The following is a 12,549-nucleotide window of genomic DNA, read 5'->3' on the forward strand; positions in this document are numbered from 1 at the left end:
CTCAGTCCCGCGGCGGCAACAGGTGCGCCAGCTGCCACTCGTTGAGCCGGGCGAACAGGTGGCTGCGCACGGCGGCCGGGGTGTTCAAGGCCAGGATCTCATGCACCAGCGCCTTGGCGGCATCGAGGGAGACTCGACGAATCGCAGCCCTGACCCGCGGCAGGCTGGGCGCATTCATGGAGAGCGAGTCGAAGCCCATGCCCATCAGCAGCAGCGCCCCGGCCGGGTCACCGGCCAGTTCGCCGCACACCGAAATCGGCTTCTTCAGGCGTGCCGACTCCTCGGCCAGGCGTGCCATGGCGCACAACACGGCCGGGTGGCAGGCATCGTAGAGGCTCGCCACGCGCGGGTTGTTGCGATCCACCGCCAGCAGATACTGGGTCAAGTCGTTGCTGCCCACCGAAAAGAAGTCGGCGCGCTCGGCCAGGGCATCCAGCTGGTAGAGGGTCGCCGGCACCTCCAGCATCACGCCGACCTTGGGCCGTGGCGACACGATGCCCTCCTCGCCCAGCTCGCGAATGGCGCGATCGAGCATGCGCAGCGCATCGTCGACCTCGTCGACGTTGGTCACCATTGGCAGCAGGACCTGCAGGTTGTCGAGGCCCTGGGAGGCACGCAGCATGGCACGTAGCTGCACCATCAGCACTTCGGGGTGGTCGAGGGTGACGCGGATGCCGCGCCAGCCGAGGAAGGGATTGGCCTCGTCGATGGGGAAATAAGGCAGATCCTTGTCGCCACCGATGTCGAGGGTGCGCATGACCACCGGCAGCGGCGCGAAGCTCTCGAGCTGGTCGCGATAGAGTCGCGCCTGCTCCTGCTCGCCGGGAAATCGTTCGGCGATCATGAACGGCACTTCGGTTCGATACAGCCCCACCCCGCTGATGCGTTTCTTGAGCGATACCGTGGTGTCGATGGCCAGACCGGTGTTGACCATCAGCGGCATGACGTGGCCATCGGGAGTCTCGCTGGGCAGGTCCTGCTCGTGCTCGAGCACTTCGACCAGTGCCGCCTCTTCGGCGATCAGGCTTTGGTAGCGGGTCTTGAGTTCCTCGGAGGGTCGCACGAAGAGCCGGCCCCGATGCCCATCGAGCACTACTTCGGCGCCGGAGAGACGCGGCAGTGGCAGGTCGACCATGCCCAGCACGGTGGGCACCCCCATGGCCCGTGCGACGATCGCCACGTGGGAGGTACTCGAGCCGCGCACCGAGACCAGCCCGGCAAGCCGCTCCCTCGGCACCTCGCCGAGCGTGGCCACGCTGATCTCGTCGCCTACCAGGATGGTGCTCTCCGGGAAGGTGTCAGGGACCTGAGGCGTCTCTTCCTGAAGGTGGGCGAGTACCCGACGGCCCAGGTCGCGGACGTCGGCCGCCCGCTCACGCAGGTAGTCGTCATCGACCCGCTCAAGATACTGCACGTGGCGGCGCACTACGTCGGCCAGGGCCCCGGGTGCCCACTGCCCCTCGCGTATGCGCTTCTCGACCTCCTGGGAGAGCGCCGCCTCGCTCAGCATCTGCTGATAGACCTCGAACAGCGCCAGCTCCTGGGCCGAGATGCGGTTGGCCAAGCGCTCACCCGCGGCGCGAATCTCCTCGCGCACGCGTTCGATGGCCTCCTTGAGACGCACGATCTCGTACTCGACATCGGTCGGGATCAGGTCAGGCACGCTGTCCAGGTCGGCCAGCGGCGCCACTACCACCACTTCGCCGATGGCCATGCCGGGCGAGGCGGCAACCCCGGTAAACAGCGCCTGGCCATCAGGCAAGGCGGGCCGGCTGAGGCTGCCAGTTGCCAGGGCATGGGCCAGCACGCCGGCGAGCTGTGCGCCCATGGTGATGAGGAAGGCTTCGTCTTCCTCATCGTAGCGCCGCTTCTCCGCCTGCTGTACGACCAGCACGCCAAGCATGCGACGCTGGTGGATGATCGGTACGCCGAGAAAGCTGGAGTAGCGCTCCTCGCCGGTGGCCTCGAAGTAGCGGAAGCGTGGATGCGAGGGGGCGTCCTCGAGGTTGAGCGGCTCCTCGCGCTCGGCCACCAGGCCGACCAGGCCCTCCCCTACCCGCAGGCTCACGTGCCCCACCGCCTGACTGTGCAGGCCGATGGTCTCCATCAGCACGAGCTCCTGGGTCTCCCCCTCATAGAGATAGAAGGAGCATACGTCGGTGTGCATGGCCTTGCGGATACGCCGAACCATGGTCGCAAGCGCCGCATCGAGATTACGGGCACCGTTGACCTCTTGTATGACCCGGCGCAGCACCTCCAGCATCGGCGTCTTGCTTTCCATTATCGTCGTACCTCGCCTGGCTGAGGAATCAAGACCCAGCTCCGTCACCCGGGGAGAACGGGGCTTGGTTGGCGGGGCCCTGCGTAGCCCCTCGTATTGCGCTCACCAATTGCTTGCTTCGGCAAGTGGACGCCTTCGATCAGCGTCCTTCGAGCGCCAGCCGCTGTGCGCGCGGGGACAGCTCGCTCAGCGCGCGGCGATACACCTCGCGCTTGAAGGGCACCACCTGACCCAGCGGATACCAGTAGCTGACCCATCGCCAGTTATCGAACTCGGGTTTTTCCGAGCCATCCATACAGATACGAGTCTCCTGGCAGCGAATCCGCAGCAGGAACCATTTCTGCTTCTGGCCAATACAGACCGGCCTGGAATTCATGCGCACCATGCGTCGCGGCAGGCGATAGCGCAGCCATCCCCGAGTACAGGCCAGTAGCTCGACGTCATCGGCGGTCAGGCCGATTTCCTCTTCCAGCTCACGATAGAGCGCCTGCTGCGGTGTCTCGGTTGACTTGATGCCTCCCTGGGGAAACTGCCACGCATTCTGTCCAACCCGACGCGCCCAAAGCAGTTGCCCCCTGGCGTTGGCGATGATGATGCCAACGTTGGGGCGAAAGCCGTCAGCGTCGATCACGGACGTCACCTTGTGAAATACGTCATTGAGAGCATTCTTCCACAAGGGCACAAAGCGCATCAATACAACGATCCGGTGGTCGTCAACGCCCGCCGCCGCCCACTGCGAGAAAAAGCGCGGCGGGGCTTAGCAGTGCGCGGCGTTGTCTGACATAATCGCCAGCTTTCACGCAATGCAGCATGACGTTACGACAACTCACCACATCGCAAGGGGTAAGCCGTGAGTCTGGCCATCTTCGATCTGGACAACACCCTGCTCTCCATCGACAGCGATCACGCTTGGGGCGAGTTCCTGCTCGAACAGGGGGCCGTGGATGCCGAGGCCTACCGTGAGGCCAACGACCGCTTCATGGCCGATTACGAAGCGGGCACGCTGGACATTCATGCCTTTCTGTCGGTGGCGCTCAGGCCGCTGGCCGACAACAGCCCCGAGCAGCTTGCTGCCTGGCACCAGCAGTTCATGGCCAGCAAGATCGAACCCAGCATCCTGCCCAAAGGCGAGGAGCTGCTGGCACGCCACCGCAGTCGGGGCGATACCCTGCTGATCATTACCGCCACCAACCGCTTCATCACCGGCCCCATCGCCGAGCGGCTGGGCGTCGATCATCTCATCGCAGTGGAACCGGAGGTGCTGGATGGCCGCTATACCGGCAAGTTGAGCGGCACGCCGAGCTACCGCGAAGGGAAGGTGAAGCGCCTGGAGGAGTGGCTAGCCGACAAGGATCTGACCCTGGACGACGCCTGGTTCTACAGCGACTCGCACAACGACCTGCCGCTGCTGCGACTGGTGGAGCATCCGGTAGCGGTGGACCCCGACCCTACCCTGCGCGAGGAAGCCGAAAAACTCGGCTGGCGCATCATGAGCCTGCGGGACTGAACCAGCCTTACCTTAAAAACGGAAAAACCCTAAAGCGGGTGCCTTAGGGTTTTTATCGTTTACTGACTAAGCGCTGAGCAAATAGCCGAGCGAGATGAAGCGCAAGGCGCGCGGCGCACAGGAACCCGAGCATATGGGGTATATGTGAGGGTTATGAGCACCGCGCAACACAGCGATTCGCTCGCGCAGGCATTTGTTACCCAAGCAAATGCTCGACGGCGGCACGCTCTTCGCGCAGCTCGTCTTCAGTGGCCTTCATCTTGCCGCGGCTGAACTCGTCGATCTCGAGACCCTGGACGATCTCGTAGTCACCGTTCTGGCAACGCACCGGGTAGGAGTAGATGATGCCCTCGGCGATGCCGTAGCTGCCGTCGGAGGGAATCGCCATGCTCACCACGCCGTCGGTACCCAGCGCCCAGTCGCGCATGTGATCGATGGCAGAAGAGGCGGCGGAAGCGGCGGAGGAGGCCCCGCGCGCCTTGATGATGGCGGCGCCGCGCTGCTGCACGGTGGGGATGAAGTCGCTCTCGTACCAGTCGCGCTCGACCAGGTCGAAGGCGGGCTTGCCGGCCACCTTGGTGTGAGCCAGATCGGGGTACTGGGTGGCGCTGTGGTTGCCCCAGATGATCATCTGCTCGACGTCGGTGACGCGCTTGCCGGTCTTCTGCGCCAGCTGGGTCAGGGCGCGGTTGTGATCGAGGCGAGTCATCGCGGTGAACTGGCGCGGGCTGAGGTCCGGCGCGTTGCAGGAGGCGATCAGTGCGTTGGTGTTGGCCGGGTTGCCGACCACTAGCACGCGCACGTTACGGCTGGCGTTGTCGTTCAGCGCCTTGCCCTGTACGGAGAAGATCGCCGCGTTGGCTTCCAGCAGGTCCTTGCGTTCCATGCCCGGGCCGCGCGGGCGGGCACCGACCAGCAGGGCGTAATCTGCGTCCTTGAAGGCAACATTGGGATCGTCGGTGGCAACGATCTCCTGCACCAGCGGGAAGGCACAGTCGTTCACTTCCATCACCACGCCGTTGAGCGCGTCCATCGCCTGCGGGATCTCGAGCAGCTGCAGGATGACGGGCTGATCCGGGCCCAGCATGTCGCCGGCCGCGATACGGAAGATAAGGGAGTAGCTGATCTGGCCGGCACCGCCGGTGATGGCAATACGTACGGGGTCTTTCATCGTTGCTCCTTCGGTTGAGCCGCCTGAGGGAAACGCTGCACGAAGGTCTGCACGAGCGAATCGCACCGTTGCACGTCATCTCGCTCGCCGATTCGCGCGGCACTTCCTTGGATGAGCCTTGGGGATACATATCCGCCCTGGCCGGAATCCGGACCGCCAAGATGTTATGCCTGCACCGCACAAAACTCAATCCGACCTCTGGTTAGGGGCCTTGCTGGAAAATGGCGCCGCAAGGCAACTGCGACCTTCCGGCACATGCGCTATCATGCCTTGCCGAATAAGCTAATGCCGAATTCAACCAGGGAAGGCTGCATGTTGAAACGCCCCCCCATCTCCGCCCTGCTGGCCGCCCTGGTGCTGGCCGCCCTGTTCCTGTGGCTGCTGTTCGGGGACATCCAGCGCTTCCAGAGCGAGCCGCCCGAGAGCCAGGAAGCTTCGACCGACAGCCTGCCCCGCATCGAGTTTCGGCAGAGTCACGCTTCGTCGCACCAGCCGCAACAGGTGACCCAGGGGCAACTGGAGGCGCTGCGCGAGGTTACCCTGCTTACCCGGCGCGACGGGCGCGTGGCCGAGCTGCCGGTCGAACAGGGCGACAGCGTGGAGGCCGGCGCGACGCTGCTGGTGCTTTCCCGCGACGCCCTCGACGCCCAACTGGAACGCGCCGAGGCGCAGCTCGAGCTGGCACGGGCCGAGCTCTCCGGTGCCGCCGACCTGCGTCGCCGGGACCTGATCTCCCAGCCGGAATACCTGCGCCTGCAGAGCAGCGTCAGCGTGGCGGCAGCGGAGCTCGCCGAGCTGCGCCAGAGCCTCGATGAGACGCAGCCCACCGCCCCCTTCGATGGCGTGCTCGATCGTCTCGAGGTGGAACTCGGCGAGGTCCTGCAGGTGGGCGAGAGCTACGGCCGCCTGATCGACGATAGCCGGCTCAAGGCCAGCGCCTGGGTCGCCCAGCGCCGCGCTCTTGAACTGCGGCCGGGCCTGCCGGTGGAGGTACGCCTGCTCGACGGCAGTCGTCTGTCCGGCGAGCTGAGCCATGTCGCCCGGCGAGCCGACGAGGCCACCCGCTCCTTCTACATCGAAGCCGAGCTCGACAACCCCGAACGGCGGCGGCTCGCCGGCGCCAGTGCCACGCTGTCCATCACCCTGCCCGAGCGCAGCGTTCATCGTCTCTCCTCCGCCCTGCTGGAACTCGATGAGCGTGGGCAACTGCAGGTCAAGCACCTCGACGAGGAGGCGCGTGTGGTCGCCACGCCCGTCGAGCTGGTGGAGGCCGACGCCCGAGAGGCGTACGTCGCCGGTCTGCCGGAGGAGATCCGGCTGATAACACTGGGTGGCGGCTATGTCGAACCCGGCGATCGCGTCGTTGCGGTGCCCGAGCCATCGGCAGACAGCGCCCCGGACGAGGAGTCGCTCTGACATGCGCACCCTGATCGAGGCTGCGCTGGACCGCACGCGCACCACCCTGCTGCTGCTGTTCGCGCTGCTGGCGGCGGGCGTTGCCGCCTGGCAGGCGGTCCCCAAGGAGGCCAACCCCGACGTCCCGATCCCGATGATCTACGTCTCGATGACGCTTGAAGGAGTGAGTCCCGAGGACGGCGAGCGGCTGCTGATACGCCCCATGGAGCAGGAGCTGCGCACTATCGAGGGGGTGCGCAAGATGACCGCTCAGGCGAGCCAGGGTTACGCCGCGATCACCCTGGAGTTCGACGCCGGCTTCGACGCGCGCCAGGCGCTCGCCGACGTGCGCGAGCGGGTCGACATCGCCAGCGCCGAGCTGCCGGACGAGGCCGAGGAGCCACGCGTCATGGAGGTCAACGTCGGCCTCTTCCCGGTATTCACCCTGGGCCTTTCGGGGCCGATCGAGGAGAACCGACGCCTGGCCATCGCCCGCCGCCTGCAGGATGCGGTCGAGGGCCTGCCGGAGGTACTCGAGGTGGAGATCGGCGGCGAGCGCGAGGAGCTGATGGAGATCGTCGTCGACCCGCTGGTGCTCGACAGCTACGGCGTCGACTTCGACACCCTGTTCAACCTGGTGACCCGTAACAATCGACTGGTCGCCGCCGGTAGCCTGGACACCGGCGCCGGGCGCAGCCCGGTAAAGGTACCCGGCATCATCGAATCCCTCGAAGACGTCATGAACATGCCGGTGAAGGTCGACGGGGACCGAGTGGTGACTTTCGCCGACGTGGGCTGGATCCATCCCACCTTCAAGGATCCCGAGGGATTCGCCCGCATCGACGGCGAGCCGGCCATGGTGCTGGAGATCTCCAAGCGTGCCGGGGCCAACCTGATCGCCACCGTCGAGGGCGTACGGGACATCCTGGCTGAGGCCGCTCCGATGCTGCCCGAGGAGCTCTCGATCACCACCATCATGGATCAGTCGGAGACCGTCGAACAGATGCTCTCCGAGCTGCTCAACAATGTGCTCACCGCCGTGGCCCTGGTGCTGATCGTGATCCTGGCCGCCATGGGAGTGCGTTCGGCATTGATGGTGGGGCTCACCATCCCCGGCGCCTTCCTCACCGGCATCCTGCTGATCTGGGGAGTCGGCTATACGCTCAATATCGTGGTGCTGTTCGCGCTGATCCTGGTCTCCGGCATGCTGGTGGACGGTGCCATCGTGGTCAGCGAGCTGGCCGACCGCCACCTGCGCGAGGGGCAGCCGCCGCGCCAGGCCTGGATCAATGCCGCGACCCGCATGAGCTGGCCGGTCATCGCCTCCACCGCCACCACCCTGGCGGTGTTCGTGCCGCTGCTGTTCTGGCCCGGGGTGGTGGGCGAATTCATGAAATATCTGCCGGCCACGGTGATCCTGTGCCTGCTCGCCTCGCTGGCCATGGCGCTGGTCTTCCTGCCCACGCTGGGAGGGCTGTTCAGTGCGCGTACCGACACGCCTCAGCGCAGCGAGGAGATGATCAGCGCCGGCGGCCGGCTCTACCGTGGCGTACTCGCCAAGTTGCTGATCTGGCCCGGCACGACGCTTGCGATCGCGCTATTGCTGATGGCGCTGATCTTCGTCGGTTATGGCCGCTTCAATCATGGCGTGGAATTCTTTCCCGCGGTCGAGCCGGAGAATGCCCAGGTGGTGATCCGTACGCGCGGCAGCCTCTCCGCGGAGGAGAAGGATGCCATCGTGCGCCGCGTCGAGTCCCGCCTGGCCGGCATGGGCGAGGTGCAGGCGCTCTACGCCCGCACCTACGGCGTGGCCAACGAGCAGATGGGCAACGACGTGATCGGCACGGTGCAGTTCCAGTTGATCGACTGGCAGGAGCGCCGTCCGGCACGGGAGATCATGGATGAGATGGCCGAGCGTACCGCCGACCTGCCCGGCGTAGTGCTGGAATTCCGCGAACAGGACATGGGGCCCGGCGCCGGCAAGCCCATCGTGCTCGAGATCAGCGCCCAGGATGAAGCCGCCGGCGAGGCCGCGGTCGAGGCCATTCGTCGCCAGATGGTAGAACTCGGTGGGTTCCGGGACATCGAGGACAACCGCAGCCTGCCCGGCATCGAGTGGCGGCTGAACGTCGACCGTGCCGCCGCCGCGCGCATGGGTGCCGACGTCGCCGCTGTGGGCAGTGCCGTTCAACTGGTCACCAACGGCCTGCAGGTAGCTACCTACCGGCCCTCCTTCGCCCGCGACGAGGTCGACATCCGCGTGCGCCTGCCCGAGGCCTGGCGCAGCCTGGACCAGCTCGGACGACTGACCCTCAACACGACGCGCGGCCAGGTGCCCGTCTCCCACTTCGCCAGCCTCGAGCCGGCGCCGAAGGTGGACACCCTGCACCGTATCGACGGCCGGCGTGCCATCACCCTGGAAGCCGACGTCACCGCGGGCTACCAGCCCGACGAGCGCCTGCGGGCACTGCAGGAATCGCTGGGGCCACCGCCGGAGGGGGTTCATATCGAGGTCGCGGGCGAGCAGGAGGACCAGGAGCAGGCCAGCCGCTTCCTGATGTCGGCCTTCCTCGTGGCGATCGGGATGATGCTGCTGATCCTCGTCACCCAGTTCAACAGCCTTTACCAGGCGCTGCTGGTGCTCTCCGCCATCGTGTTCTCTACCGCCGGGGTATTGATGGGGCTGCTGATCAACGGCCAGCCGTTCGGCATCGTCATGGTCGGCATGGGGATCATCGCGCTCGCCGGCATCGTGGTGAACAACAACATCGTGCTGATCGATACCTACAACGAGCTGCGCCGGTCGGGGCTCACCCCTTACGACGCAGCGCTGGGTGCGGGCGGCCTGCGTCTGCGACCGGTACTGCTCACTGCCATCACCACCGTGCTGGGCCTGATGCCTATGGTGCTCGAGGTCAACGTCAACCTGTTCGCCCCGAGCCTCGGCCTCGGCGCCCCGTCGACCCAATGGTGGACCCAGCTCTCCAGCGCCATTGCCGGCGGGCTGGTCTTCGCCACCGGGCTGACGCTGCTGCTTACGCCCTGCATGCTGGTACTGTGGCAGCGCCGCCCGCAGCGTGAAGCGGCTGAGGCTGCCGCGGCGTGAGCATTGCCGGGCTCGGCGTGAATGCACTCATGCAACGACGCCGCTGCGAAGCTTGGCTCGCAGCGGCGCCTGAGAAATCGGCAGTACGCCAGGTGGTTAGTCGGCCTGGGCTTCCCTTTGCGGCGTATGTGCCGCATGCAGGCGAGCGATGAGCTGGTCTTCCAGGGCGAAGCGCTCGGTCAATCCCTTGGCCAGACGGTCGAGCCAGGCAGGCAGGCGCGGCAGGAAGTGCTGGCAGCGCACCGGGGTCGAGTAGTCGGCATCGAACGCCAGCACCAGCTCGGTGGAGAGTTCGAGTCGTTCCAGCAACTTGCTGGCGATCTCCAGGGCCTGGTGATCCTCGAAGGCGCTGGCCTCCTCGCGCAGCTGCGGGTAGATCTCGAAGTGGCCGGCGCTGATGTAGTCCATCAGCAGTTCGCTGAAGCGATCGATCTGGGGCTTGCTCACGGCCTCCAGCTCGGTATCGCAGGCCTCCTTGAGCTCCAGAAAACTGACCAGCAGCTCACGGCGCTCATCGAGCCACCGATCGATGAGCTGATGCACGCCGCCCCAGCGCTCCCTGGCCGTCTTGCACTGTTCCAGCATCGCGAGCCTCCTTCCCCTGTGAAGCCTGTTGCAGCTCGGCCCACCGAGCGTCGAATGGAAAGCCCCAGACTCGCCGTTGCCACCCTGGCTGTCAATCCTTCGATCAACGAAAAAATCACTTCAAGCCATTAATGTTCAAGCTTGAAATTTTAAGCTTGAAGTAATTCTTCACAGCGTCTAGCCTGAAGACATACAACAACGACACGGTTCCACGCCATGAGAATCGCCTGCCTCGGCGGCGGCCCCGCCGGCCTCTACTTCGCCATCAGCATGAAGCGCCGCGACCCTTCCCACGAGATCGTGGTCATCGAGCGCAACCGCCCCGACGACACCTTCGGCTGGGGCGTGGTGCTCTCCGACGAGACGCTCGACAACCTGGCCGCCAACGATGCCGTCAGCGCCGCGCGCATCCGCGAGCACTTCGCCTACTGGGACGATATTGCCGTGATCCACGACGGCGTGCGCACCGTCTCCACCGGCCACGGCTTCTGCGGCATCGGCCGCCATCGGCTGTTGCTCCTGCTGCAGGAGCGCGCCCGCGAACTGGGCGTCGAGCTGCGCTTCGAAAGCGACGTGCCCGAAGAGCGCATCGACGAACTGCGCCGTGAATTCGACCTGGTACTGGCTGCCGACGGGCTCAACTCGCGCACCCGTCAGCGCTATGCCGAACACTTCCGCCCCGACATCGAGGTGCGTGCCTGCAAGTTCGTCTGGCTGGGCACCCACCAGACCTTCGACGACGCCTTCACCTTCATTTTCGAGAAGACCGAGCACGGCTGGGTATGGGCCCACGCCTACCAGTTCGACGAGAACACCGCGACCTTCATCGTCGAATGCAGCGAGCCCACTTGGCAGGCCTTCGGCTTCGGCGAGATGAGCAAGGAGGAGTCGATCGCCACCTGCGAGCGCATCTTCGCCAGGCACCTCGGCGGCCACTCGCTGATGAGCAATGCCCACCACATTCGCGGTTCGGCGTGGATCAACTTCCCGCGGGTGCTGTGCGAGCGCTGGAGCTTCGACAATGTGGTGCTGATGGGCGACGCCGCCGCCACTGCGCACTTCTCCATCGGCTCGGGCACCAAGCTGGCGCTGGAAAGCGCCATCGCGCTGGCCGACTACCTGCACAGCGCACCCGACATGGCCAGCGCCTTCGCCCGCTACGAGGAGGAGCGTCGGTTGGAGGTGCTGCGACTGCAGTCGTCAGCGCGCAACTCCACCGAGTGGTTCGAGCAGGTGGAGCGCTATCTTGACCTCGACCCGGTGCAATTCAACTATTCGCTGCTGACCCGCTCCCAGCGCATCAGCCACGAGAACCTGCGCCTGCGCGACCCGGCATGGCTCGAGAGCGCCGAGCGCTGGTTCCAGGCCCAGGCCGGCAACGAAGGCAGCGCACGGGCGCCTATGTTCGCGCCTTTTCAACTGCGCGAGATGCGACTTGCCAACCGCGTGGTGGTCTCGCCCATGGCCCAGTACAAGGCGGTGCACGGATGCCCCACCGACTGGCACTTCGTGCACTACGCCGAGCGCGCCAAGGGCGGCGCCGGGCTGGTCTATACCGAGATGACCTGCGTCTCGCCGGAGGGTCGCATCACCCCCGGCTGTCCGGGTTTCTACGCCCCTGAGCACGAGGCGGCGTGGCAGCGCCTGTGCGACTTCGTCCACGCCGAGACGCCGGCCAAGCTGTGCGCCCAGATCGGCCACTCCGGGCCCAAGGGCTCGACCCAGCTCGGCTGGCAGGAGATGGACGCGCCGCTGGTCGAGGGCAACTGGCCGATCATGGCGGCCTCCGCCGTGCCCTGGTCGGATCGCAATCAGGTGCCGAAGGCCATGGACCGCACCGACATGGATCGCGTACGCGACGAGTTCGTCGCCGCCGCCCGGATGGCCGAGCGTGCCGGCTTCGACATGCTCGAGGTGCACGCCGCCCACGGCTACCTGCTGTCGTCGTTCATCACCCCACTGACCAACCGCCGCGACGACGAGTACGGCGGCTCGCTGGCCAACCGTATGCGCTACCCATTGGAGGTGATCCGCGCGGTGCGTCAGGCGTGGCCGGCGCACAAGCCGCTCTCGGTACGCATCTCGGCCAACGACTGGGTCGGCGACGAAGGCGTGACCCCCGATGAGGCGGTGGAGATCGCGCGCCTGCTCCAGGCCGCCGAGGTCGACATCGTCGATGTCTCGGCCGGGCAGACCTCGACCCGCGCACGGCCGGTCTACGGGCGCATGTTCCAGACGCCTTTCTCGGATCGCATCCGCAACGAGACCGGGATGGCCACCATGGCGGTGGGTAACATCTACCAGGCCGACCACGTCAACTCGATCCTGATGGCCGGCCGCGCCGACCTGGTGTGCCTCGCCCGCCCGCACCTGGCCGACCCTTACTGGACGCTGCACGCCGCTGCCGGCATTCAGGACCGCGAGTGCGACTGGCCGGCGCCCTATCGTGCCGGCCGTGACCAGCTGCAGCGCTTGGCCGAGCGCGGCGACGGGTGGGTGTAACC

General features: G+C 66.0%; 8 protein-coding genes. 4 read left to right on the forward strand and 4 right to left on the reverse strand.

Annotated features, from left to right (window positions below):
* Position 1: 1 nt before the first annotated feature.
* A complete protein-coding gene (ptsP, locus tag HNO53_RS15575) occupies positions 2-2,263 on the reverse strand; it encodes a phosphoenolpyruvate--protein phosphotransferase (RefSeq protein WP_209478676.1) in 2,262 nt (753 codons plus the stop codon).
* A 157-nt stretch (positions 2,264-2,420) separates the two neighbouring features.
* Positions 2,421-2,912: an RNA pyrophosphohydrolase gene (locus tag HNO53_RS15580; RefSeq protein ID WP_209473514.1), complete on the reverse strand. Its 492-nt coding sequence runs from the start codon at positions 2,910-2,912 to the stop codon at positions 2,421-2,423.
* A 219-nt stretch (positions 2,913-3,131) separates the two neighbouring features.
* On the opposite strand from HNO53_RS15580, the gene HNO53_RS15585 reads away from it, so the two are divergent.
* Positions 3,132-3,788 (forward strand): histidinol-phosphatase, encoded by a 657-nt coding sequence (locus HNO53_RS15585; protein ID WP_209473515.1) that lies wholly within the window; start codon positions 3,132-3,134, stop codon positions 3,786-3,788.
* A 196-nt stretch (positions 3,789-3,984) separates the two neighbouring features.
* Here HNO53_RS15585 and HNO53_RS15590 read toward each other — a convergent pair whose 3' ends face one another.
* Positions 3,985-4,959: a malate dehydrogenase gene (locus tag HNO53_RS15590; RefSeq protein ID WP_209473516.1), complete on the reverse strand. Its 975-nt coding sequence runs from the start codon at positions 4,957-4,959 to the stop codon at positions 3,985-3,987.
* Between the two features lie 312 nt (positions 4,960-5,271).
* On the opposite strand from HNO53_RS15590, the gene HNO53_RS15595 reads away from it, so the two are divergent.
* Positions 5,272-6,375: an efflux RND transporter periplasmic adaptor subunit gene (locus tag HNO53_RS15595; RefSeq protein ID WP_209473517.1), complete on the forward strand. Its 1,104-nt coding sequence runs from the start codon at positions 5,272-5,274 to the stop codon at positions 6,373-6,375.
* A gap of 1 nt (position 6,376) precedes the next feature.
* Entirely contained in the window at positions 6,377-9,460 is a 3,084-nt protein-coding gene (locus HNO53_RS15600; RefSeq protein ID WP_209473518.1) for an efflux RND transporter permease subunit, read from the forward strand.
* A 96-nt stretch (positions 9,461-9,556) separates the two neighbouring features.
* Here the strand turns inward: HNO53_RS15600 and rsd are convergent, their stop codons facing one another.
* Complete coding sequence (rsd, locus tag HNO53_RS15605) at positions 9,557-10,045, reverse strand: sigma D regulator (RefSeq protein ID WP_209473519.1); 489 nt, start codon at positions 10,043-10,045, stop codon at positions 9,557-9,559.
* Between the two features lie 216 nt (positions 10,046-10,261).
* Here rsd and HNO53_RS15610 point away from each other — a divergent pair, with 216 nt between their 5' ends.
* Positions 10,262-12,547, forward strand: a complete 2,286-nt coding sequence (locus tag HNO53_RS15610; protein WP_209473520.1) for a bifunctional salicylyl-CoA 5-hydroxylase/oxidoreductase — start codon at positions 10,262-10,264, stop codon at positions 12,545-12,547.
* The last annotated feature ends 2 nt before the right edge of the window (positions 12,548-12,549 follow it).

The sequence above is a fragment of the Billgrantia antri genome (assembly GCF_017868935.1).
Lineage (GTDB): Bacteria > Pseudomonadota > Gammaproteobacteria > Pseudomonadales > Halomonadaceae > Halomonas > Halomonas antri.